General features: G+C 61.9%; 17 protein-coding genes and 2 pseudogenes. 6 read left to right on the plus strand and 13 right to left on the minus strand.

What is annotated here, in order from left to right; genetic code table 11:
* Positions 1-6 precede the first annotated feature (6 nt).
* Positions 7-921 carry a sugar kinase gene (locus J3P82_RS10345; RefSeq protein ID WP_434562801.1) on the plus strand — a complete coding sequence of 305 codons (915 nt, stop codon included), beginning with the start codon at positions 7-9 and terminating at the stop codon, positions 919-921.
* A gap of 173 nt (positions 922-1094) precedes the next feature.
* Here J3P82_RS10345 and J3P82_RS10350 read toward each other — a convergent pair whose 3' ends face one another.
* Both J3P82_RS10350 and J3P82_RS10355 read right to left on the minus strand, forming a co-directional pair.
* Positions 1095-1370, minus strand: a complete 276-nt coding sequence (locus J3P82_RS10350; RefSeq protein ID WP_019690952.1) for a peptidylprolyl isomerase — start codon at positions 1368-1370, stop codon at positions 1095-1097.
* A gap of 48 nt (positions 1371-1418) precedes the next feature.
* A complete protein-coding gene (locus J3P82_RS10355) occupies positions 1419-3956 on the minus strand; it encodes a PAS domain-containing protein (RefSeq protein ID WP_434562803.1) in 2538 nt (845 codons plus the stop codon).
* A gap of 132 nt (positions 3957-4088) precedes the next feature.
* On the opposite strand from J3P82_RS10355, the gene J3P82_RS10360 reads away from it, so the two are divergent.
* Positions 4089-5204 (plus strand): PilT/PilU family type 4a pilus ATPase, encoded by a 1116-nt coding sequence (locus J3P82_RS10360; protein WP_434562805.1) that lies wholly within the window; start codon positions 4089-4091, stop codon positions 5202-5204.
* 25 nt (positions 5205-5229) lie between these two features.
* Here the strand turns inward: J3P82_RS10360 and J3P82_RS10365 are convergent, their stop codons facing one another.
* The 4 genes from J3P82_RS10365 to J3P82_RS10380 all read right to left on the minus strand — a co-directional run bounded on the left by J3P82_RS10365 (position 5230) and on the right by J3P82_RS10380 (position 11247).
* Complete coding sequence (locus J3P82_RS10365) at positions 5230-7185, minus strand: acetoacetate--CoA ligase (protein WP_434562807.1); 1956 nt, start codon at positions 7183-7185, stop codon at positions 5230-5232.
* 177 nt (positions 7186-7362) lie between these two features.
* Positions 7363-8139 (minus strand): 3-hydroxybutyrate dehydrogenase, encoded by a 777-nt coding sequence (locus tag J3P82_RS10370; RefSeq protein WP_434562809.1) that lies wholly within the window; start codon positions 8137-8139, stop codon positions 7363-7365.
* A gap of 7 nt (positions 8140-8146) precedes the next feature.
* Entirely contained in the window at positions 8147-9538 is a 1392-nt protein-coding gene (locus J3P82_RS10375; RefSeq protein WP_434562811.1) for a GntP family permease, read from the minus strand.
* A 293-nt stretch (positions 9539-9831) separates the two neighbouring features.
* Positions 9832-11247 carry a sigma-54 interaction domain-containing protein gene (locus J3P82_RS10380; RefSeq protein WP_434562813.1) on the minus strand — a complete coding sequence of 472 codons (1416 nt, stop codon included), beginning with the start codon at positions 11245-11247 and terminating at the stop codon, positions 9832-9834.
* A gap of 168 nt (positions 11248-11415) precedes the next feature.
* On the opposite strand from J3P82_RS10380, the gene J3P82_RS10385 reads away from it, so the two are divergent.
* The 3 genes and pseudogenes from J3P82_RS10385 to J3P82_RS10395 all read left to right on the plus strand — a co-directional run.
* On the plus strand, positions 11416-11631 hold the full coding sequence (locus J3P82_RS10385; protein ID WP_434562815.1) for a TIGR02450 family Trp-rich protein: 216 nt from the start codon (positions 11416-11418) through the stop codon (positions 11629-11631).
* Between the two features lie 233 nt (positions 11632-11864).
* Positions 11865-12500, plus strand: a pseudogene (locus J3P82_RS10390) (PAS domain-containing protein); the annotation flags it as partial.
* Between the two features lie 153 nt (positions 12501-12653).
* Positions 12654-13103, plus strand: a pseudogene (locus tag J3P82_RS10395) (methyl-accepting chemotaxis protein); the annotation flags it as partial.
* A 5-nt stretch (positions 13104-13108) separates the two neighbouring features.
* Here the strand turns inward: J3P82_RS10395 and J3P82_RS10400 are convergent.
* From J3P82_RS10400 to J3P82_RS10425, 6 genes are all read right to left on the minus strand, one after another.
* Positions 13109-14689 carry an ABC transporter ATP-binding protein gene (locus J3P82_RS10400; RefSeq protein WP_434562817.1) on the minus strand — a complete coding sequence of 527 codons (1581 nt, stop codon included), beginning with the start codon at positions 14687-14689 and terminating at the stop codon, positions 13109-13111.
* 26 nt (positions 14690-14715) lie between these two features.
* Positions 14716-15738 carry an ABC transporter permease gene (locus tag J3P82_RS10405; RefSeq protein ID WP_434562819.1) on the minus strand — a complete coding sequence of 341 codons (1023 nt, stop codon included), beginning with the start codon at positions 15736-15738 and terminating at the stop codon, positions 14716-14718.
* Positions 15738-16796 carry a microcin C ABC transporter permease YejB gene (locus tag J3P82_RS10410; RefSeq protein ID WP_434562821.1) on the minus strand — a complete coding sequence of 353 codons (1059 nt, stop codon included), beginning with the start codon at positions 16794-16796 and terminating at the stop codon, positions 15738-15740. Before J3P82_RS10410 ends, J3P82_RS10405 begins: the two co-directional genes overlap by 1 nt.
* Positions 16796-18664 (minus strand): extracellular solute-binding protein, encoded by a 1869-nt coding sequence (locus J3P82_RS10415; protein ID WP_434563778.1) that lies wholly within the window; start codon positions 18662-18664, stop codon positions 16796-16798. The genes J3P82_RS10410 and J3P82_RS10415 overlap by 1 nt, the downstream gene beginning before the upstream one ends.
* 127 nt (positions 18665-18791) lie before the next feature.
* Entirely contained in the window at positions 18792-19073 is a 282-nt protein-coding gene (locus tag J3P82_RS10420) for a peptidylprolyl isomerase (protein WP_039758565.1), read from the minus strand.
* 74 nt (positions 19074-19147) lie between these two features.
* On the minus strand, positions 19148-20032 hold the full coding sequence (locus J3P82_RS10425) for an esterase/lipase family protein (protein ID WP_434562823.1): 885 nt from the start codon (positions 20030-20032) through the stop codon (positions 19148-19150).
* A 327-nt stretch (positions 20033-20359) separates the two neighbouring features.
* On the opposite strand from J3P82_RS10425, the gene J3P82_RS10430 reads away from it, so the two are divergent.
* Positions 20360-21403 carry a hypothetical protein gene (locus tag J3P82_RS10430; protein WP_434562825.1) on the plus strand — a complete coding sequence of 348 codons (1044 nt, stop codon included), beginning with the start codon at positions 20360-20362 and terminating at the stop codon, positions 21401-21403.
* A 39-nt stretch (positions 21404-21442) separates the two neighbouring features.
* Here J3P82_RS10430 and J3P82_RS10435 read toward each other — a convergent pair whose 3' ends face one another.
* Positions 21443-22513, minus strand: coding sequence for a 3-deoxy-7-phosphoheptulonate synthase (locus J3P82_RS10435; RefSeq protein ID WP_434562827.1), 1071 nt, complete (start codon positions 22511-22513; stop codon positions 21443-21445).
* Positions 22514-22869 lie beyond the last annotated feature (356 nt).

Here is a 22869-nt window from a genome sequence, read left to right on the forward strand (position 1 = left end):
TTATCCATGACAGCTTCAACACCTCGCATTGCGCTGATCGGCGAATGCATGATCGAACTGCAAGAACGCGCAGACGGCAGCCTGCAACAGAGCTTCGGCGGTGACACGCTGAACGCCGCGGTGTACCTGGCCCGGGCCTTGGGCGACAAAGGTTCGGTGGATTACGTCACCGCCCTGGGCGATGACAGTTTCAGCGACGCCATGTGCCAGGGCTGGGCGGTTGAAGGTATTGGCCTGGGCATGGTCCAGCGCTTGCCGGGGCGCCTGCCGGGCTTGTATTGCATCCAGACCGATGCGGCCGGTGAGCGGCGCTTCCTGTACTGGCGCAACGAGGCGGCGGTGCGCGAGTGCTTCACCACGCCGGCCGCCGCGCCGATCCTGGCGGCATTGCCTGGCTATGACGTGCTTTATTTCAGCGGCATCACCCTGGCGGTCATCGGCGAGCAGGGGCGGCGCAAACTCATCGAGACCCTGCTCGAGGCGCGCCGGCGCGGCGCGCAAGTGGTGTTCGACAATAATTACCGGGCCAGGCTTTGGCCCTCGGTCGAAGCCGCCCGCGCGGCTTATCGCAGCGTGTTGCCCTACGTCGAGCTGGCGCTGTTGACGGTGGATGACGAACAGGCGCTGTACGGCTACGTCGACAGCGAGGCGGTGTTTGCCGCGTATGCGCAACTGGGCACGCCGGAAGTGGTGCTCAAGCGCGGCGCCGAAGCCTGTCTGATCCGTTGTGACGGTCGGTCTTACGAAGTGCCTGCCCAGCGGGTCGAGCGGGTGGTGGACACGACGGCGGCGGGTGACTCGTTCAGCGCCGCCTACCTGGCCAGTCGCTTGCTGGGTGGCAGCCCGGCGGAGGCGGCCGAGGCCGGGCACCTGTTGGCGAGCCGGGTGATCCAGGTACCGGGGGCGTTGATTCCCAATTAGTCAGCGGACTTTCTCTGTGCCGAGGGAGCTTGCTCCCGTTCGGCTGCGCAGCAGCCGCTAAGAAGGGGCCTGCTTCGCCCGAAGCGTCGGACCGGGCCAGCGGGAGCAAGCTCCCTCGCCACGGGTGTCCACCAGTCCTGATCAAACGGGTTGGTTCGCAGCTCAGGATCGCTTCAATCCCGGTAAAAAACCTGCACCAGGTGATAGCCGAACTTGCTCTTGATCGGCCCGTGCACCACTCGCAGCGGCTTCTTGAAAATCACCGCGTCGATGGCACCGACCATCTGCCCCGGCCGTACTTCACCCAGGTCACCGCCGCGCTTGCCGGAGGGGCAGGTGGAGTATTTCTTCGCCAGGACGTCGAACGCCTCGCCCTTGGCGATGCGTTGCTTGAGCTGTTCGGCTTCTTCGGCGGTTTTCACCAGGATATGGCGGGCTTGGGCTTTCATTGCAGCGGTGACCTGAGCGGTGCAAAAGGGCGGCGATTATGCCTCAAGTCACTTGCCATGGTTGATCATCGCCCGAATTTTGGTGGCCAGCAGATCCAGGGTGAACGGCTTGGCGACCATATCCATGCCTTGGTCCAGGAACCCTTGGCGCTCGGTGGCTTTCTGCGCGTAACCGGTCATGAACAATACTTTCAAGTCGGGCCTGTGCTGGCGGGCAACTTCCGCCAACTGCCGGCCATTCATGCCCGGCAAGCCGACATCGGTCACCAGCAAATCGATGCGCTGCCTGGACTCCAGCAACGCAATGGCCTGTTTCGCCTCTTCGGCTTCGAGCGCGGTATAGCCCAAGGCGTGCAGCAGATCGAGCACCAACATGCGCACCGCCGGTTCGTCTTCCACCAGCAGCACGGTTTCGCCGGCGTTGGCTGCCGGTGTGTCGGTGGTCGCCGGTTCGGTAGCTTGCTCGAGCGGCGCAACGTGCAGCCGCGGGAGGTACAGCTGCACGCGCGTGCCTTGGCCTGGCACGCTGTCCAGGCTCAGGTGCCCACCGGATTGCTGGGCAAATCCGTAGATCATCGACAATCCCAGGCCGGTGCCCTGGCCGATGGGCTTGGTGGTAAAGAACGGATCGAAGGCCTTGGCCAGCACCGCAGGCGTCATGCCGCTACCGTTGTCGCGCACGGCGATCATCACGTAATCGCCAGCTTTCACCGGTTCCAGTGTGTTGATGTCTTGGCCGTCGAGGTAGACGTTGGCGGTTTCGATGGTCAATTCGCCGCCGTCAGGCATCGCGTCCCGGGCGTTGATCACCAGGTTGAGCAGGGCATTTTCCAGTTGGCTGGCATCGGTGCTGACCGGCCACAGCTCACCGGCCATTTGCAGCCGCAGGACAATGTGATCGCCCGTGGTCCGGCTCAGCAAGTCTTCGAGTGAATGCACCAGGGCGTTGGCATCCAATGGCTTGCGGTCCAGCGACTGGCGCCGGGAGAAGGCCAGCAGGCGATGGGTCAGGGCGGCGGCGCGGTTGGCCGAGGAAATGGCCGCTTCGGTAAAGCGGCCTATCTCGGCAGCACGGCCGGAGGCGATGTAGCGCTGCATCAGGTCCAGGCTGCCGAGAATACCCGTGAGCATGTTGTTGAAGTCATGGGCGATGCCGCCTGTCAGTTGGCCCACCGCTTCCATTTTCTGCGCATGGCGCAGCGCTTCCTCGGCACGCTCGCGTTCGAACATTTCGCTTTGCAGGCGATGGTTGGCTTCGGCCAATTGCTGGGTGCGGGCAATGACCCGTTCTTCCAGCGTTTCGTTGAGGTTGCGCAGGGCTTCCTCGGTTTTCTTGCGGTCGGTCTCGTCGATCACAAAGATGTAGAAACCGTTCACCGCTCCGTCACCGCCACGGCGGGGCAGGTAGTTGATCAAGGCATGGCGCGGCCGGCCGTCACGGTGGGCCGATTCAACGGTGAAGCTGCACGGCTTGCCTGCCAGGGCGCCGGCGATCTGTTCGGCGCGGGCCGCGTAGGCTTCTTCGCCGATGACTTCGCGAATGGTCTTGCCGTACAGCTCCTGCGGGGTCAGCCCATACCAGTTCAGGTAGGCGCTGTTGTTGAGCCGGAAGCGTTCTTCGCGATCGACGTAGCTGATCAGCACCGGCATGGCGTTGATGATCAACTGCAGTTCGGTCTGGCTCTGGCGCAGGGCGTGTTCGGTGCGTTTGCGTTCGGTCAAGTCCAGCGCCGCGCCGAGAAAGCGCTTGGGCCGGCCATGCCGATCCTTGTAGCAACGCCCGCGCACGAACACCCAGCGCAGCTCTCCGTCAGGCTGCAGCAGGCGGTATTCCTCGGCGTATTCGGTGCCATGGGTGATGCAATGCTTGATGCTGCGCGCGACCATCGCCCGGTCTTCGGGATGCACGCCTTCGAGGTAGGCATTGATGGGTAATTGGCGCGACAGATTCGGATCGACGCCATGGAGCAGGGCGAAATGCGCGTCGGCGATGAAGCGGTCTTCGCGGATGTCCCAATCCCAGGTGCCCAGCGCATCGGTGGCCGCCAAGGCCAGTTGCAAGCGTTCTTCGCTTTCCTGCTGGGCCTTGAGGCTGGCCTCGGAGCGCCGCTCGAATTCCTGGGCCAGGCGTCGCCGTTCGCTGGTCTCGATGGCGGTGATCAGGATTCCCGCTACGCTGCCGCTCTCGTCATGCACCGGGCTGTAGGTCAAGTCCAGCCAGACATCACATAGTCGCCCGCTGAACGGCATGCGCCACTGTTGGTCGCGGCAGGTGCGCATGCGGCCCTGTAACACGCTGTGATAAATCCCTTCGGCCATTTCCCGCAGTTCGGGCCAGGCCGTGTAGGTGGGCTGGCCGAATGCCCGGGGATGTTTGTCGCCGACCAGCCGGGCGTAGGCGTCGTTGTACAGATGGGCCAGCTGCGGGCCCCACAGCACGGCCATCGGCATGGGCGAGTGGAGCATGATGTCCACGGCGGTGCGCAGGCTCTGCGGCCAGGTTTCGATGGCGCCCAGCGGGCTGGAAGTCCAGTCCAGGCGGGCGATCACCTGCTGTATGTCGCTGCTGGCGGGTATTGCGTTCATCACGGGAATTCCTGGATGTCATGTCGATGCTGCGGCTTCTACTATCCTCTGGAGAGGTAAGCGCGGGTTGATCTGAGGTTTTTCCGGCTCGGGTCAGCGTGTCCAATGATGTTAGAGGAAGTATTTCTGACCATGGAAATTGATCCTTTATTACGAATCCTGGCCAGCCAGGACGGCTCCGACCTCTACATGTCCACCGGCGCACCGCCCTGTGCGCGTTTTGAAGGTGTGCTCAAGCCGCTGGGCAACCAGGCGTTCAAGGTCGGCGACATCGCCGGGCTTGCCGAGTCATTGATGGACGCCGAACAACGCCTTGAGTTCGATCGAGAACTGGAAATGAACTTGGCGATTTCCCTGTCCGGTGTCGGGCGGTTCCGGGTCAACATCTTCAAGCAACGCAATGACGTGTCCATGGTGATACGCAACGTCAAGTTGGATATCCCACGTTTCGAAGACCTGAAACTGCCGAAAGTGCTGCTGGACACAATCATGCAGAAGCAGGGGCTGATGCTGTTCGTCGGCGCGACGGGGTCAGGCAAGTCGACGTCCCTGGCGGCGTTGATCGATTACCGCAACCGCAACAGCAGCGGCCACATCATCACCATTGAGGACCCGGTGGAATATATCCATCGGCATAAAAAATCGATCATCAACCAGCGGGAGGTCGGGGTCGACACCCGCAGCTTCCATGCCGCCCTCAAGAACACCCTGCGCCAGGCGCCGGATGTGGTCCTGATCGGCGAAATTCGCGACCGGGAAACCATGGAGCACGCCCTGGCCTTTGCCGATACCGGTCATCTGGTGATTTCCACCCTGCATGCCCACAACGCCAACCAGGCTCTGGACCGCGTGATCAATTTTTTCCCGGAAGAACGCCGGCCGCAACTATTGAACGACCTGGGCAACAACCTCAAGGCGTTCGTCTCCCAGCGCCTGGTCCGCACACGCACCGGCCAGCGCCGGGCGGCGGTGGAGGTCATGCTGGGTTCGCCGACGGTGGCCGACCTGATTCGCCGCAACGAGTTTGGCGAACTCAAGGGGATCATGGAAAAGTCAGAGGAGCTGGGGATGCAGAGCTTTGATCAAGCGCTGTTCAACTTGGTGGTTGAGGGCGCGATTGATGAGGAGCAAGCACTGAAAAATGCCGACTCGGCGAACAACTTGCGTTTGCGCTTGAAGCTGCATGCCGAGTCGGGCGCGACGCCACCGGCCGATCCGCCGGCGGGGGAGTGGGGACTGATGGATTGATTGGCCGGACGCCGCGCTCCTGGCCTCAGGTCGCAAGCTCCGGTCGCCCGCCAAACTGCTCCAACGCTTCGGGATTGGCCAGTGCGTCGGTATTCTTCACCGCCTCGCCATGCACCACGTTGCGCACCGCCAACTCCACCACCTTGCCGCTGATGGTTCGCGGAATGTCGCTGACCGCGAGGATCTTCGCCGGCACATGCCGTGGCGTGGTGTTGGCTCGGATGACCTGGCGAATCTTCTGCTCCAAGGCATCATCCAGCGTCACGTCATCGCGCAGGCGCACGAACAGCACCACTCGCACATCGCCTTGCCATTGCTGGCCGATGGCGACGCTGTCCAACACCGCGTCGACTTTTTCCACTTGCCGGTAGATCTCCGCCGTGCCAATGCGCACGCCGCCGGGGTTGAGCACCGCGTCGGAACGCCCGTGGATCAGGAAACCGCCGTGGGGCAGTTCTTCGGCGTAATCGCCCTGGGACCACACGCCCGGAAACTGGCTGAAATAGGAGGCGCGAAGCTTTTCCTGGTGGGGATCATTCCACAGCCCGATGGGCATGGCCGGAAAATGCCGGGTGCAGACCAGTTCGCCTTTTTCGCCGATCACCGCTTCGCCGGCCTCGTTCCAGACCTGCACCGCCATGCCCAGGCTCTTGCCCTGCATCTCGCCCCGGCGCACGGCTGACAGCGGATTGCCGTTGACGAAACACGACACGATGTCGGTGCCGCCCGACATCGACGCCAGGCAGACATCGGCCTTGAAGTCGCGGTACACGTAATCGTAACTGTGGGGCGCCAGGGCCGAGCCGGTGGACAGGATCGTCCGGAGACTGCTCAGGTCATGAGCCAGCCGTGGCTTGATACCTTGGCTTTCCAAGGCCGCCAGGTATTTGGGGCTGGTGCCGAACACGCTGATGCGTTGTTGGTCGATCAGCGCCAGCAGGCGTTCGGGGCCGGGGTGGAACGGCGAACCGTCATAGAGCACCACCGCGCTGCCCACGGCCAGGGCCGACACCAGCCAGTTCCACATCATCCAGCCGCACGTGGTGTAGTAGAACAACCGATCCTCAGGGCCAAGATCGACGTGCAAGCCATGTTCCTTGACGTGTTGCAGCAGCACGCCACCGGTGCTGTGAACGATGCACTTCGGCACGCCAGTGGTGCCGCTGGAATAGAGGATGTACAGCGGATGATCGAACGGCACACTGGCGAATTCCGGCTCGCCGCCGGGCTCGTAAAAAGCGTCCCACAGCGCCACGTTAGCCTGGGTCTTGAAATCCTCGGCGCATGCATCGGGCCGGGCATAAGGCAGTACGATCAATTGCTGCAAGGACGGCAATCGCTCAAGGATTTCGTTGACCTTCGGTCGTTGGTCGATGAGCTTGCCGGCATAGCGATAACCGGCGCAGGTGATCAGCATCTTGGGCTCGATCTGGCCGAACCGGTCGACGACGCCCTGGGTGCCGAAATCCGGTGATGAGCACGACCAGATCGCTCCCAGGCTGGTGGTGGCGAGCATGCTCACCAGCGTCTGCCAGGTGTTGGGCATGCAAGCGGCGACCCGGTCGCCTTGGGTCACGCCGGCGGCCTGCAAGCTTTTTTGCAAGCCAGCCACGTGGCCGGCGAGTTCGGCCCAGGTCAGTCGTTCTTCATCGCCGTTCTCATCCAGGGCAACCACCGCCACGGCGTTATCGCGACGGCGCAGCAAGTGTTCGGCGAAATTCAACGTCGCCCCCGGAAACCAACGGGCGCCGGGCATTTGCGGGCCTTCCACCAGCACCTCGGTGGGTGGCTGGTGAAAGCGGATGTCGAAGAAGTCGACGACGGCCTGCCAGAAGGCTTCGCGCTGGTCGATGCTCCAGGCGTGCAGGGCCGGGTAGGCGCTCAGTTGCAGAGCGTGCCGTTGGTTGATGAACTGGCAAAAGGCGTTCATGCGCGACTGGGCGATGCGTTCGGGGCCGGGTTGCCAAAGGATGTCGGACATGGTGTGCCTCTTGTTTTTGGGGCTTACAAATAGTTCAGCACAAGGCGCTGGATGTGGCGAGGGAGCTTGCTCCCGCTCGGCTGCGTAGCAGACGCCTCTTGGGCCCGCTTCGCCCGAAGCGTCGGACCGGGCCAGCGGGAGCAAGCTCCCTTGCCACAAAAGCTCGGTGCAGCGGGGTTACTGCGCCAACCACCCACCATCGATATTCCACGCCGCGCCCCGCACCTGGCTGCCGGCTTCGCTGCACAGGAACAGCACCAGCTCGCCCAGTTGCGGCGGGGTGACGAACGCCAGGGACGGTTGCTTCTCGGCCAGCAGGTCATGCTGGGCCTGCTGTGGGTTGACGCCGGTGGCGATGCGATCGTCGATCTGCTTCTGCACCAGCGGCGTCAGCACCCAGCCCGGGCAGATCGCGTTGCACGTAACGTTGCTGGTGGCGGTTTCCAAACCAACCACTTTGGTCAGGCCGATCACCCCATGCTTGGCGGCGACGTAGGCCGCCTTGCCCACCGAGCCCACCTGGCCGTGCACCGAGGCGATATTGACGATCCGCCCCCAGCCCTTGGCCCGCATGCCCGGCAGGCTCAGGCGGGTGGCGTGGAACACCGAGGACAGGTTGATGGCGATGATCGAATCCCAGCGTTCCACCGGGAAATCTTCCACGGCGGCCACGTGCTGGATCCCGGCGTTGTTCACCAGGATGTCCACGCCGCCGAACTCGCGTTCGGCGTAGGCAAGCATGTCGGCAATCTGCGCCGGGTCGCTGACGTCGGCCGGATGATGACCGACCTGGCCGCCGAACTGTTTCACCTCGGCGATCACCGCCGAGGCATCGCCAAAGCCGTTGAGGATCAGGTTGGCGCCGGCCTTGGCCAAGCTGAGGGCGACGCCCAGGCCGATGCCGCTGGTAGAACCGGTGACCAGGGCAGTCTTGCCCGAAAGAGCGGTTGTCATGGGAACCTCACACAATGCCAGTGGCGTAGAACACACCGATCACGAAGAACACCGCGAGGGTCTTGATCAGCGTAATACAGAAAATATCTTTGTAAGCCTCACGGTGGGTCAGGCCGGTCACCGCCAGCAAGGTGATCACCGCGCCGTTGTGCGGCAGGGTGTCCATGCCGCCGCTGGCCATGGCAGCCACGCGGTGCAGCACTTCAAGCGGAATGTTGGCGGCATTGGCGGCGCTGATGAAGGTTTCCGACATGGCTGCCAAGGCGATGCTCATGCCGCCCGACGCGGAGCCGGTGATACCCGCCAGCAGCGTCACGGTCACGGCTTCGTTGACCAGTGGGTTGGGGATGTTCTTCAGCCAGTCGGCCAACACCAGGAAGCCCGGCAAGGATGCAATCACCGCGCCGAAACCGTATTCCGACGCGGTGTTCATGGCCGCGAGCAACGCACCGCCGACCGCACTCTTGCTGCCTTCGGCCAGCTTGCTGCGAATGGCCCGGAAGCCGAACAGCAGCACCAGGACGATGCCCACCAGCAGCGCCGCCTGGACCGCCCAGATGGCGGTGAGTTTGGCGATGTCGCTGGTCACCGGCGTCGCCATGCCCGGCAGTGCCAGGCTATGGGATTTGCCGTACCACTGCGGGATCCACTGGGTGAACAGCAGGTTCATGATCCCCACCGCCAGCAGCGGCGAAACGGCGAGCCACGGGTTGGGCAGCTTGATGTCTTCGGCGGTCTCCGGCTCATTGCGCAGCTCGGTGCCGTAGCCTTCGCCCACGCGCTGGGCCTTGTTGCGCTGGCGTTGCAAAAACAGCATGCCGAAGCTGAAGACGAAGATCGTGCCGATCACTCCCAGCCAAGGCGCGGCCCACGCGGTGGTGTTGAAGAACGTGCTGGGGATGATGTTCTGGATTTGCGGCGTGCCGGGCAGGGCGTCCATGGTGAACGAGAACGCACCGAGGGCGATGGTGGCCGGGATCAACCGCTTGGGGATATTGCTCTGGCGGAACATCTCGGCGGCGAATGGGTACACCGCGAACACCACGACGAACAGCGACACACCGCCATAGGTCAGCAGCGCGCAGACCAGCACGATCACCAGCATGGCCTGGCGCGTCCCCAGCAGGCGAATCGCCGTCGCGACGATGGAACGGGAGAAACCCGACAGCTCGATCAGCTTGCCAAACACGGCGCCAAGCAGGAACACCGGGAAATACAACTTGATGAAGCCGACCATTTTCTCCATGAACACCCCGGTGAACGCAGGGGCAACGGCGGATGGATCGGTGAGCAGGACGGCGCCGAGGGCGGCGATCGGGGCAAAGAGGATGACGCTGTAGCCACGGTAGGCGGCAACCATCAGCAGCGTGAGGGCTGCCAAGGCAATGATCACACTCATGGTGTGTCTCCTGGATTGTTATTTTTGTGGGGTGATGCTGTGGAGCGAGCTATAGCGATATCTGTGCCAGATCGCTAAGCATTTGAAATATATAAAAATTATTTGTCAGGAATGGAAGAGTCCAAATAGTTTGTCTCTATTTGGAGATTTATAGGGAAGAGGTTGGCTACTTCCCGAGCAGGCTTGCTTTCAGGCGAGACGATCTTCGGCTCGTGCGTCTAGATAATTCCGGGAGTGAGTCCGCCAGCGAAGCGCTTCGCCAGGTTGTCCTGTTTTAGAGATACAAAGTCTCCTTATTGAGACTCTGCAATCCCCAGCGCCAGCATTTTCTTGTACAAGGTCGACCTTCCCAGCCCCAGGCGCTCGGCCGCCTCGACAACCCGGCCACCGCATTGCGCGAGCGTGGTTTCGATCAGGTGCCGGTCGAATCGCGCCCGGGCCTGGCTGAAGGTCTCCTGCGGCAATGGTTCCAAGCTCGGGTTGGCGGTGCGCACCACTGGCGTGAAGGTGCCGATGGCGGCGCGAATGTCGTCGGCAGTGAGTATCAGGTCATCGCTGAGCAGCGCGGCCCGCTCCAGCACATTGCGCAGTTCTCGAATGTTGCCCGGCCAGGCGTGCTGGCCCAGGAGGTCGAGGGCGTCGTGGTTCAGTTCGTGCTGGCTGCGCAGTTCTTCGAGGATCGCTTCGCTCAGGGCCGGCAGGTCATCCAGGCGTGCGCGCAGCGGCGGCACTTGGATAGGCAACACATTGAGGCGGTAATACAAGTCCGCGCGGAACTCACCGCGCTTGATTGCCGCCTCAAGGTCAGTGGATGTCGCGGCGATGATCCGGACATCGCTTTGCAGCACCTCGTTGGAGCCTACCGGTTCGTATTCCTTTTCCTGCAGCACGCGCAGCAGTTTGCTTTGCAGCGGCAACGGCATGTCGCCGATTTCGTCGAGAAACAAAGTGCCGCCCTGGGCAATTTGCAGTTTGCCGGCGCGGCCCTTGCGGTCGGCGCCGGTGAATGCCCCTGGGGCGGTGCCGAAGAATTCGGCTTCGAGCAGCGACTCCGGGATAGCCGCGCTGTTGATACTGACGAACGCCTTGTGCGCCCGCGGCGAAGCGCCGTGGATCGCCTGGGCCAGCAGCTCTTTACCCGTGCCGGTTTCGCCCAGCAGCAGCACCGGCGAGTCAGTGCTGGCGCTGCGTCGGGCGCGGCGCTTGACCTCGAGGCTGGCCGCGCTGGTGCCGATGAAATGGGCGAAGTTGTACTTGGTCTGGCGTGCCCGCAACAGTGAGCGCGTGGAGGCCAGTTCTTCCTGCATGCTCAGGTAGCGCTTGAGCATCGGCGACAGGCTGTGCAGCTCGTCGAACAGGGCAAAACCGATGGCACCGATCACCGCGCCGGCGTTGTCGTGAATCGGTAGGCGCATCACCACCAGCGGCTCCTTGGGCGTATCCTGCATGTCCAGCAGGATCGGCCGTCCGGTACGCACCACCTCACGCAGCAAGCTTGAAGGAATCACACTTTCGCAGGCACGACCGATCGCCTCGGCCGCCGAATTCAAGCCGAAGCGACGGGCGTAGCGTTCGTTCATCCAGACGATATTCGCGTCGCGGTCGACAATCACCGTGCCTTCGCTGGACTGTTCGATGATCTCGAACAACGAGCGGATCGCCAGCGTGCGCACGCGCTTGTAATCCTTGAGGCTTTCGGTGGGGTTCATCGGCCATTTCCCAGGAAGGAGAAGCTTGCGGTACGGAATCGGTCTTCCGGCGGCATTATGCCGGGGCACAAAGGCGGATCAACCTCTCTTCTGATTCGTCGTGGTTGAGCGTCCAATAAAATTGTACAGTTGGCTTATCTTGTACATGAATTGGTTTTGGAACGGCCCATGAATAAATTCAACCCCAAAAAGCTCAAGCTTTCCAAGTGGACGGCTTGCGCGCCGGTCAATCGCGAGAAGCATTTTCTCGTGATCCAGCTGCTTTGCGATGAGCAGGGTGCGCCGACTCAGGTTGAGCTGCAGGCCGTTCACAGCGCGCGCGTGGAACTGATGGATTGGCGCGAACTGTGTGACAGCAAGCGTTGGAAAATGGGCTGGAGCTGATTACCGATTGAGGGGTTGCTTGTACAGAAATAAAAAACTGTACAAGTTTTGTTGAGTGATGGCTTAATAATATCCAGCCAAGGGCAAGGCTTTCAGACGCCACTGCCACGCATTCAACGCCTCCGGGAGCTGTATCCATGTTCATTCGTTCACGCAAGCATAAGGACGCCTTGCACGAAATCCAGGCCAGGCAGGCAACGCTTGAAGCGGAGCGGGCGGCGCTTCATGGCTCGATGGCGATCGTCGAGTTCACGGCAAAGGGGGAAGTGCTCGACGCCAGCCCGCTTTTTCTGAAAATGACCGGCTATTCTCTCGACGAGGTCCTGGGCAAGCATCACTCGATGCTCTGCGAACCCGCCTATGGACGGAGTCGAGAAAGCGCGGCGTTGTGGCAACGGTTAGTACAGGGCGAGTCCGCCGAAGCTCGGTTTTTACACCTGCGTCGCGATGGCGGCGGGCTGTGGGTAGAAGCCAGCTACGCCCCCGTGCGCGATGACGACGCAGGCGTTCAGCGCATTATTCAGGTTGTGCGCGACGTCAATGACCGTGTGCTCCGTGCGCAAACCGAATCCAGTTTCATGCAGGCGATAGACCGCTCAATGGCGGTCATCGAGTTTGACCTGAGCGGCACCGTGGTGCGGGCCAACGAAAATTTCCTCAAGGTCATGGGGTTTCGCCAGGAAGAAGTACTCGGCCAGCATCACCGCCTGTTTTGCAAACCCAGCGAAGTGCAGGACGAAGCCTATCGTGGCTTTTGGGCCGCGCTGAACCGTGGCCAATACATGAGCGGGCTTTTCCAGCGCGTCGACAAACGAGGCGCGACGGTCTGGCTGCAAGCGACCTACAACCCGCTCTACGATGCCAATGGTCGTTTATATGGGGTGGTCAAGTTCGCCACGGACAACACCCGCGAGGTCGAGCAGCGCCAGACCGAATCAAAAGCGGCGCGACTGGCCTTCGAAACGTCCCGCAAGACCGATGAACACACGCAGTTGGGCACCTCGGTGGTCCAGCAAACCGTAACGGTGGTGCAGAGCATTGCCGATGAGTTGCAGCAAGTCGCCCTAGGCATCGGTGCCTTGAGCGCCCAGTCCGAGGAAATCGGCAGCATCGTCGATGCCATCCGCGGGATCGCCGAGCAGACCAACCTGCTCGCGCTCAATGCGGCAATCGAAGCGGCCCGCGCCGGCGAACAGGGGCGCGGTTTCGCGGTGGTGGCCGATGAAGTGCGCAACCTTGCCCGCCGCACCAGCCAGGCCACCGTGGCCATCTCTGAAGTTGTCGGCAAGAACCGCGAGTTGGCCAAGCAGGCGGTGACCAGCATGCAGTCCAGTACGCTCAAGGCAGAGCAGGGCGTGAAGCTGGCGAATCAGGCGGGCACAGTCATCCTCGATATCCATCGCGGTGCGCAGCAGGTGGTCGAGGTGATTGGCGAGTTTGCCCACGCCATGGACCAGCGCGGCGAGGCCTGATCGAGTCAGGCCTGCCCCGGATGCGCCGCCGCCAATAACTCCTTGGTGTAGGGATGTTGTGGCGAGTCGAACACATCGTGGCTGGCGCCTTGCTCGACCACCTTGCCATCCTTGATCACGATCATGTCGTGGGCCAGGGCGCGCACCACCGCCAGGTCGTGGCTGATGAACAGGTACGTCAGGCCGTGTTTTTCCTGGAGCTGGCGGAGCAGGGCGACCACTTGTTTCTGCACGGTACGGTCCAGGGCCGAGGTTGGTTCGTCCAGCAGCATCAGCGCCGGCTTGAGCACCAATGCGCGGGCAATGGCGATGCGCTGGCGCTGGCCGCCGGAAAACTCATGGGGATAGCGGTGGCGGCTCTGCGGGTCGAGGCCGACTTCCTTGAGAGCCTGGATGACGCTGGCTTCGCACTGCTCGGCGCTGGAGCGGCTGTGTACTTCAAGTCCTTCGCTGATGATCTGTTGCACCGACATGCGCGGGCTGAGACTGCCGAACGGGTCCTGGAACACCACCTGCATCTGCTTGCGCCACGGCCGCAGTTCTTTTTGCGACAGATGCTCCAAGGCCTGGCCCTGGAAGCGAATGCTGCCTTCGGATTCGATCAATCGCAGGATCGCCTGGCCGAGGGTGGACTTGCCGGAACCGGATTCGCCGACGATACCCAAGGTCTTTCCACGCTGGATGCTCAGGCTGATGCCGTCCACCGCGCGTAAATATTCCTTGCGCCGCAGCAGCCCGCCGCCGAGCGGGAAGCTGACCCGCAGATCCTCCACCTGCAGAACCTCTTCGCGTTCGTCCCGGGGCAGGGCTTCGCCTTCCGGTTCAGCGTTCAGTAGCTCGCAGCTGTAAGGATGCCTGGGTGCGCAGAAAAGGGTTTCGCAAGGCGCTTGCTCGACGATTTCCCCGGCTTTCATCACACATACGCGCTGGGCGATGCTGCGCACCAGGTTGAGGTCGTGGCTGATCAGTAACAAGGACATGCCGAGCCGTTGCTGCAACGATTTGAGCAGCAGCAGAATCTTGCGTTGTACCGTCACGTCCAGCGCAGTGGTCGGTTCGTCGGCAATCAGCAGTTCCGGCTCGCAGGCCAGGGCCATTGCGATCATCACGCGTTGGCGCTGGCCTCCGGATAACTGATGGGGGTAGGCCTTTAGCCGTTCGGCGGGTTTCTGGATACCGACGAGGGCGAGCAATTCGAGGATGCGCTGGCGTGCGGCCTTGCCACCCAGGCCCCGGTGCAACATCAGGGTTTCGCCGATCTGTTTTTCAACGCTGTGGAGTGGATTGAGCGAGGTCATCGGCTCCTGGAAAATCATCGCGATCCGGTTGCCGCGCAGCTCCCGCAGCGTCTTGGCCTCGGCGCCGACCAGCTCCTGGCCACGATAGCGAATGCTGCCGGTGGTGCGCGTGCCCGTGTCGGGTAGCAATTGCAGGATCGAATGGGCTGTGACCGATTTGCCCGAGCCTGACTCGCCCACCAGGGCCAGGCATTCGCCGGGGCGGATGTCCAGGCACAGGTTTCGTACTACCGTCTGGTCGTTGAAGGCCACGCTCAGGTCGCGGATTTCGATCAGGTTGTCGCTCATATCAAGGTTCCGCTTCATGGCTGTTTTCAAGCGCGTGGATCAAAGGCATCGCGCAATGCCTCGCCAATGAACACCAGCAGGGACAGGATCAGCGCCAGGGTGAAGAACGCCGTCAATCCCAGCCACGGCGCTTGCAGGTTCTGCTTGCCCTGGGCGATCAACTCACCCAATGACGCGCTGCCGGCCGGCATGCCGAAACCGAGGAAGTCCAACGCTGTCAGCGTGGAAATCGCCCCGGTGAGAATGAACGGCAGGTAACTCAAGGTGGCGTTCATGGCGTTGGGCAGGATATGCCGCACGATCACCTTGCGGTCGGTCAGGCCCAAGGCCCTCGCGGCTTTCACGTATTCAAGGTTGCGCCCGCGCAGGAATTCGGCGCGGACCACGTCCACCAGGGCCAGCCAGGAAAACAGCGCCATGATCCCCAGCAGCCACCAGAAATTCGGCTCGACGAAGCCGGACAGGATGATCAGCAGGTAAAGCACCGGCAGTCCGGACCAGACTTCCAGCAGGCGTTGCCCGAGCAGATCCACCCAGCCACCGTAGTAACCCTGCAAAGCCCCGGCGGCGATGCCAATCAGGGCGCTGATGGTGGTGAGGGCCAGGGCGAACAGGATCGATACTCGCGCGCCGAAGATCACCCGCGCCAGCACGTCCCGGGCTTGGTCATCGGTGCCCAGCCAGTTGACGGTCGAGGGCGGGCTGGGGGCCGGTTGGTTGAGGTCGTAGTTGGGTGTGTCAGCGCTGAAGGGGATGGGCGGGAAGAGCAGCCAGCCGCCGTCCTTGTGAATAAGGTCCTGCACGTAGTTGCTGCGGTAGTCAGCCTGGAACGGCAACTGGCCGCCGAATTGCTGTTCGGTGTAGCGCTTGAATACCGGGAAATACAGCGAGCCCTGATGGCTTACCACCAGCGGCTTGTCGTTGGCGATCAGTTCACCGCCCAGGGTCAGGGCGAACAGCCCGAGGAACAGCCACAGCGACCACCAGCCACGACGGTTTTTCTTGAAACGCTCGAAACGCCGCCGGCCCAACGGGGAAAGCTTGAACATCAGGCGTTCCTCGCGGCGAAGTCGATGCGCGGGTCCACCAGTGTGTAGCAGAGGTCGCCGATGAGTTTGATCAGCAGGCCGAACAACGTGAAGATGAACAGCGAGCCGAACACCACCGGATAGTCCCGTGACACGGCCGCCTCGTAGCTCATGCGCCCCAGGCCGTCGAGGGAGAAGATCACCTCGATCAGCAATGAACCGGCGAAGAATACGCTGATGAACGCCTGGGGAATGCCCGACACCACCAGCAACATCGCATTGCGAAACACGTGGCCGTATAGCACCCGACGTTCGCTCATGCCCTTGGCCCGGGCGGTGACAACGTACTGGCGGGTAATTTCGTTGAGAAAGGAGTTTTTGGTCAGGATGGTCAGGGTGGCAAAACCGCCGATAACCAGCGACGTGACCGGCAATACCAGATGCCAGAAGTAATCGGCGATCTTGCCCAGGGTCGACAGCGATTCAAAGTTGTCCGACACCAGCCCGCGCACCGGGAACCAGTTGAGCGAGGTGCCGCCGGCGAACATGACGACCAGGAACATGGCGAAGAGGAACGCTGGCATGGCATAGCCGATGATGATCGCGGTGCTGCTCCAGATATCGAATGCCGAGCCGTGGCGCACGGCCTTGCGAATGCCCAGGGGAATCGACACCAGGTAAGTGATCAGTGTCGCCCAGAGCCCGAGGGAGATGGTCACGGGCATTTTTTCCAGGATCAGGTCGGTGACCGTGGCACCACGGAAGAAGCTCTTTCCGAAATCCAGGCGGGCATAACCGGTGAGCATCAGCCACAGGCGTTCATGGGCCGGTTTGTCGAAACCGTACTGTTTCTCGATGTCCTTGATCAGTTGCGGGTCCAGGCCACGGCTGGCGCGGGAGCTGCCGGTCATGGCGGTGCCCGAACTGCCGACACTGGCGCCACCGACGCCTTGCAGGTGGGCGATGGCCTGTTCCACGGGCCCGCCCGGTGCGGCCTGGACGATGACGAAGTTCACCAGCAGGATGATCACCAGCGTGGGGATGATCAGCAGCAGGCGCCGCGCAATATAACCCCACATCAATGATGCCCTCCCGGTGTGCCACGCTTGATCCGTTCGGCGGTCATCTGCTCGTTGGTCAGCGGCGTGGTGCTGACTTCCCACCAGCTTTCGATGGCCTCGTCATTGCTCGCCTGGACTTTGGGCATGCCAAAGCGGTTCCACCACACGGTCGAACTGCCCGGCGGATAATAGTTGGGGATCCAGTAGTAATTCCATTGCAGCACCCGGTCCAGCGCGTGGGCATGGCGGAGCATGTCGCTTTGGGTGGTGGCCTTGACCAGGCCGTCGATCAGGGCATCAACGGCGGGGTCCTGCAGCACCATGTAGTTGTTCGCGCCCGGGTCGTTGGCCGCCGCCGAGCCAAAGTAATTGTGGAGCTCCATCCCCGGCGAAGTGCTCACGGGGTAGCCGGTGATGATCATGTCGTAGTCGCGGCTCATCAGGCGATTGACGTACTGGGACGAGTCGATGCGTCGGATGCTCATGTCGATGCCGATCTGCGCCAGGGTTCGCTTGTACGGCAGCAGCAAGCGATCGATACCGTTCTGAGTGACCAGGAAGGTAAAACTCAGGGCTTCGCCTTCGGCATTCACCAAGCGGTCGCCGTCGGGTTTCCAGCCTGCCTGCTCCAGCAGCGTCAAGGCTTGCAGTTGCTTGTCACGGATGACGCCGCTGCCGTCGGTCTTCGGTGCCTGGAATACCTGAGTAAACACCTCATCGGGTATTTTGCCGCGCAACGGTTCGAGGATCGCCAGCTCACCCGCATCGGGCAGTTGCCGGGCGGCGAGGTCGGTGTTGGAAAAGTAGCTCTGTTGACGCACGTAGAGATTGCGCATCATCTGGCGGTTGCTCCACTCGAAATCCCAGAGCATCGCCAGCGCCTGGCGTACGCGACGGTCCTGGAACTGTGGACGCTGCAGATTGAACACGAAGCCTTGGGCCGGCTGGGGCGCTTGGGTGGCGAGGTGGGCTTTCTGCAAGCGGCCGTCGTGCAAGGCCGGGCTGTCATAACCGATGGAGAAACCGGTGGCGGAAAACTCACGGTTATAGTCGTAGGCGCCGCCGCGCAGGACCTGCCGGGCGACATCGGTGTCGCCGAAGTATTCAATACTGAAACGGTCGAAATTGTAGAGCCCGCGGCTGACCGGCAGGTCCTTGCCCCACCAGTCGGCATTGCGCTCGAAGGTAATGCTGCGCCCCGAGTCGACTTTGCTTATGCGGTACGGGCCGCTGCCCAAAGGCGCTTCGTAGCCGCCTCCGTTGGCAAAATCACGGGTCTGCCACCAATGCTCGGGAAAGACCGGCAGGGTGGCGATGTCCAGGGGCAGGGTGCGATTTTCGTTGTTCTTGAAGTCGAAGCGAACGGTGCGTTCGGACTCCACTTCAACGCCTTTGACGGCGGCAAACTGTGTGCGATAGCGCAGGCTGCCCTGGGTCATCAGCAGCTCGAAACTGTAGCGCACGTCTTGCGCAGTGATGGGCTTGCCATCGGCAAAACGGGCCTTGGTATTGAGGTAAAAGCGCAGGGACAGGCCATGCTCGGCGCGTTCCATCTTCTCGGCGACCAGCCCGTAGACGGTGTAGGGCTCGTCCAATGAGCGCTGGGCCAGCGGCGAATAAAGCATCCCATCGACCTGGCTGACACCGATGCCTTTGTCGATATATGGCAGCACATGGTCGAAGTGGCCGATTTCCATGGCTGAGCGGCGCATCGTGCCGCCCTTGGGCGCCTGGGGGTTGGCATAGGCGAAGTGGCTGAAGCCTTCGGCGTACTTGGCCGGCTCGCCATACACCGTCAGGGCATGTTCGGGGGCGGCATTTACGCTGGCAGCGCCTGTCAGCAGGACCACCGCGATGAATAGCCAGGAGGGAAACGCCAGTCGCATTGTCAGCCTTAAAGCCGGGTGATTGATGACCACGATTTGTACGCGAGCGGCGTGCTGATCGCCAGCCCCTCGAGCCATAAACATAACGGCCCACCGTAAGGCGGGCCGTCATGTAGATCAATCGGGATCAGTCCTGGCGGCTGGTCACTTCCAGCAAGTGGTAGCCGAACTGGGTCTTGACCGGGCCCTGGACCACGTTGATCGGGGCGCTGAACACCACGGTGTCGAATTCCTTGACCATCTGGCCAGGACCGAACGAACCCAGGTCGCCGCCCTGACGGCTGGACGGGCACGAGGAGTTGGCCTTGGCAACTTCGGCGAAATCAGCGCCGCCTTCAATCTGAGCCTTGAGTTCGTTGCACTTGTCTTCGCTGGAAACCAGGATGTGGCGGGCAGTGGCTTTGGCCATGGGAAACTTCCTTTCAGTGTCTTTAAAAGTGCTCAGCCTACCGGAATCAGTACGCGCTTGTTGTCAAAATTGCGTCAAAGCCCGACGATTCGCAGGCGTTCGGCGTGCTTGATATAGATCTCCGTGGAGTTGGTTAGCTGTTGCTGGCCCGCGCTGGCCGTGTGGTTGATGGCGCCTAGGTGGTCCATTGGATAGTCGGAGCGAATGACCTTGCCCAAATGCGAGCTGAACCGTCCGACGATGCCGTCGTTCTGCCCGGCCTCAGTGATGAAGTATTCGGAAAAGGCCCGGCAGAAAGCATGCAAGGTGTCTGGCGCGTCAGCGCAGGTTGGGTCAGCAGCGTCTTGCACCGTGCCGCTCCAGGAGTAATAGCGAACGCCGTTGACCAACTGCGGCCCATTGCCCCCCCAAGTCTTGGGCAAACCCTGGGGGTATTTGTCATTGAACGCGCCTACGCCTTCGGTGGTGAGCGCTGCCAGTGCCGCGATGGCGTTCAGCGGGAGCTGCGCCTGGCCGCTGATCAATGAGATGAAATCGGCGAAAAGGGTGGCGACCCGATTAGCCACATGCTCCGGCAGACGCCCAGGCGTGAGCGCCTTGCGCAAGTAATCCGCCAGCTCGGACCCGTGGTTGGGCCCGCTGACCGAGGTCACCGAGGCGACGCTGTCAGGCGCCAGCGCGGCAGCATAGCGGGCGGCCAGCGCACCCTGGCCGTGGCCGATCAGGTTGACCCTGGCCGCGCCGGTTCCGTCCAGGACCCGTTCAATCTGTGCGAGCAACTGTGCGCCGCGTGCCTCACTGGAATGGGTGGCCGACAGGTACGGGATGAACACTCGGGCGCCGGCGGTAAGCAATGCCTGTCTGATGTCGTGGAAGAGTTCGAACGTACCGATTCTGTCGAACCCAAACAAACCATGTACCAAGAGGATGGGAAAGCGGGTGGTTGCATTCCGTTGCATGTTCGTACCTTTTTCGAAGAGGTTCACGTGGAGTTACCGCGCCACTCTAATCCAGGCCATCACTGGGCGGTGTAGGACGAAACCGCTGCTAGCTGCGGAAAGTGGAGTAAATAACGCGGGATATTTTCCTGAGAAGTCGGACCGCTCCTACGATCGCTAGATGCTTCCGATGGCGATTGCCCTTTGGAGCGACAGGTACTGGCGCAGGAGGCCACGCCCGGTGTCGCCTTGTCCGACTGTATGTTTGGGCACAAGCGTTTCTAATGGTGCTTCCGGTGCCGTTCCCAGGATACGGCGCCTTTATCCAAAGGACTGGAGTCTGGAAAAATGACCATTGAATTGCCTGCTGGCAAAAGCAGGCCTCCATCGCGCCGGCCATCGGCGCCCGTATTTGCGAAGGCCAGAGGAGGCGTAATAGATCCCGCTTGGCGCAAGGCTGTCATCACGGTCAAGGCGTACCCGATGATGACGTGTGGCGATGAAGTGCTGCTGTATTGGCATGGACTCAATAACGAAGGCGAGCCTTACCAGCACGAAGTTCGCCGGTTTGTCACGGAACGACAGGTTGGGCACGACGTCGTTTTTGTAGTGCGCGGACGCCATATCGCTGAGTTGGAAGGAGGCTCGCTGGACATTTCCTATCTGGTAACCGGCAGACAAATTCCGGCCGCCTGGGTGTCACAGTCTCTTCAATTGGACATTGGCGATGTGTCACCGCGCTTGTTGCCACCCATCGCGGATGATGCGGTCGGCGGCAGTCTTGACCCGGGACGGGTACCGGAGGGGACGTCGTTGACAGTGCGGCCCTATTCGAAAATGGCGGCAGGAGATCGGTTGATCCTCATCGCCATTCGGGATTCCAAGCCGTTGTGGCGGGATGTGCTGGATATCGAGGCCCATGCGGTGGGCCGTACGGTATCGTTCTGGATCGAACACTCGCTCATTGCTCCTCACCTCGGGCACTCGCTGACCCTGGCCTATGTCGTCAGGCACGGGCATTCGGTGCGCCGTGCCGAGCCGTTGTCTATCCGGATAGGTCCTCTGCTGCGTCCCGCCCTGCAAGCGCCCCGTGTCCAGGAGCTAAGCGAGGACTGGCTGCACGTCGACGCGCTCCAGGGCCCGGCGACGGTCGTCATCGACGGGGTTGGGCTGGAGGCGGGCGAAGGGGTCTGGTTTCAGTGTAACGGGGCCGGCTTCACTGTCTACGAGCGGGAAATCACCGAGGCGACAGCAGGCCAGCCGGTGGTCTTTACTGTACCGATTGAATTTTGGCAGGCGCAACGCAACAGATCAGTGAGCGTGTTCTATCAGGTTGAGCGTCTGGATGATGTCAGTCAGCGATCCCCGGACCTTACTTTTCAGGTTCGTTGAGCAAAGCCCTACCTTTCAGGGAGGGCTCCCAACGCAAGCTCAGATCCCCAGCCGCAATCTGCGATGCGCCTGGCGCAGCATTTGCTCGGTGGACTCCCAGCCCAGGCACCCGTCGGTGACCGATACGCCGTAGCGCATCGCCGGGCCTAGTGGCTGGCAGCCTTCGAACAGGTGGCTTTCCAGCATCATCCCGATCAGGGCGCGGTTGCCTTGCAGTCGTTGTTCCAGCACATCATCAAACACCTGGGGCTGACGCAACGGATTCTTGCCACTGTTGGCGTGGCTGCAATCGACCAGGATGCGAGCCGGGATGTTGAGGCGCGTGAGATCGTCGCGTACCCGGGCCACACTCTGGCGGTCGTAGTTCGGTCCGCCATGGCCGCCGCGCAGTACCAAGTGGGTGTCGGGATTGCCTTGGGTCTGGATGATTGCCGGATGTCCCTGGCTGTCGACGCCGAAATGCCGGTGGGAATGGGCAGCCGAACGCATGGCGTCGCAGGCGATGCCAACCCCGCCGTCCGTACCGTTCTTGAAGCCGACCGGCATGCCCAGGCCGCTGGCCATTTCCCGGTGAATCTGTGATTCGGTGGTGCGGGCGCCGATGGCGACCCAACTGAGCAGGTCGTCGAAGTAACCGGCGGCCATGGGTTGCAACAGTTCGGTGGCGACGGGCAAGCCCAACTGCAGCATTTCGCGCATCAGCTCCCGGGACACGGTCAGGCCGGTGGCCATGTCGTCGCTGCCATCCAGGTCAGGATCGTAGGCCAGGCCTTTCCAGCCCACGGTGGTGCGGGGCTTTTCCACGTAGGCGCGCATGACCAGTAGCATGCTGTCGCTCACTTCATGGGCCAGGCGTGCCAGGTTGGCGGCGTATTCGAGGGCGGATTTCGGGTCATGGATCGAGCAGGGGCCGACGATGACCAGCAGGCGGGTGTCTTCACCGTCAAGGATCGCCCGGATGGCCTGGCGATGGACGCTCACTTGATGGCTCAACGCGGTGCTGAGCGGTAATTGGTGCTTGAGTTGCAACGAGGTTGGCAGACGCAGGGTCAGGGCTTCGTTGGCAGGGTTGAGCGTGGACAGCGGCAAAGCGGCGATGGACGAATTCATGATCTGGCTTCCTGGGCGAGCAGCGGGGTCGTTCCCGCGCCGGCCCTACTGGGGTGTTCGACAATTGGCCGTAATGGCCGGCAATGTTGGCTTGCCACCGGTAGGTGACCGATCGGAGGCGGCAGACTGTCCCGAGCGGTGGCTGGTAAATCGCCAGGCGGAAAAACTGTCGTAACGGTAATAAGTGGCGTAGTTCATGGCTCGATCCTCAAATTGTCGGGTGTCGCGAATGTCAGGGGCCGGAAAAACAAAACCCCCGGTCGGGAGGCCGACCGGGGGTTTGGAAAACTCTGGTAGGCGACCCGTTTAAAATGGCCGCCGGTTGGGTATCAGGCGCGCCAGTGGCTAAACCAATA

Source organism: Pseudomonas sp. Z4-20 (assembly GCF_051131955.1).
Classification (GTDB): Bacteria; Pseudomonadota; Gammaproteobacteria; order Pseudomonadales; family Pseudomonadaceae; genus Aquipseudomonas; species Aquipseudomonas marvdashtae.

What these genes read in the sequence shown, in the direction of transcription:
- J3P82_RS10345 (WP_434562801.1), top strand. Translation starts at nt 7, where the DNA reads ATGACAGCTTCAACACCTCGCATTGCGCTGATCGGCGAATGCATGATC.
- J3P82_RS10350 (WP_019690952.1), bottom strand. Translation starts at nt 1,370, where the DNA reads ATGAAAGCCCAAGCCCGCCATATCCTGGTGAAAACCGCCGAAGAAGCC.
- J3P82_RS10355 (WP_434562803.1), bottom strand. Translation starts at nt 3,956, where the DNA reads ATGAACGCAATACCCGCCAGCAGCGACATACAGCAGGTGATCGCCCGC.
- J3P82_RS10360 (WP_434562805.1), top strand. Translation starts at nt 4,089, where the DNA reads ATGGAAATTGATCCTTTATTACGAATCCTGGCCAGCCAGGACGGCTCC.
- J3P82_RS10365 (WP_434562807.1), bottom strand. Translation starts at nt 7,185, where the DNA reads ATGTCCGACATCCTTTGGCAACCCGGCCCCGAACGCATCGCCCAGTCG.
- J3P82_RS10370 (WP_434562809.1), bottom strand. Translation starts at nt 8,139, where the DNA reads ATGACAACCGCTCTTTCGGGCAAGACTGCCCTGGTCACCGGTTCTACC.
- J3P82_RS10375 (WP_434562811.1), bottom strand. Translation starts at nt 9,538, where the DNA reads ATGAGTGTGATCATTGCCTTGGCAGCCCTCACGCTGCTGATGGTTGCC.
- J3P82_RS10380 (WP_434562813.1), bottom strand. Translation starts at nt 11,247, where the DNA reads ATGAACCCCACCGAAAGCCTCAAGGATTACAAGCGCGTGCGCACGCTG.
- J3P82_RS10385 (WP_434562815.1), top strand. Translation starts at nt 11,416, where the DNA reads ATGAATAAATTCAACCCCAAAAAGCTCAAGCTTTCCAAGTGGACGGCT.
- J3P82_RS10400 (WP_434562817.1), bottom strand. Translation starts at nt 14,689, where the DNA reads ATGAGCGACAACCTGATCGAAATCCGCGACCTGAGCGTGGCCTTCAAC.
- J3P82_RS10405 (WP_434562819.1), bottom strand. Translation starts at nt 15,738, where the DNA reads ATGTTCAAGCTTTCCCCGTTGGGCCGGCGGCGTTTCGAGCGTTTCAAG.
- J3P82_RS10410 (WP_434562821.1), bottom strand. Translation starts at nt 16,796, where the DNA reads ATGTGGGGTTATATTGCGCGGCGCCTGCTGCTGATCATCCCCACGCTG.
- J3P82_RS10415 (WP_434563778.1), bottom strand. Translation starts at nt 18,664, where the DNA reads ATGCGACTGGCGTTTCCCTCCTGGCTATTCATCGCGGTGGTCCTGCTG.
- J3P82_RS10420 (WP_039758565.1), bottom strand. Translation starts at nt 19,073, where the DNA reads ATGGCCAAAGCCACTGCCCGCCACATCCTGGTTTCCAGCGAAGACAAG.
- J3P82_RS10425 (WP_434562823.1), bottom strand. Translation starts at nt 20,032, where the DNA reads ATGCAACGGAATGCAACCACCCGCTTTCCCATCCTCTTGGTACATGGT.
- J3P82_RS10430 (WP_434562825.1), top strand. Translation starts at nt 20,360, where the DNA reads ATGACCATTGAATTGCCTGCTGGCAAAAGCAGGCCTCCATCGCGCCGG.
- J3P82_RS10435 (WP_434562827.1), bottom strand. Translation starts at nt 22,513, where the DNA reads ATGAATTCGTCCATCGCCGCTTTGCCGCTGTCCACGCTCAACCCTGCC.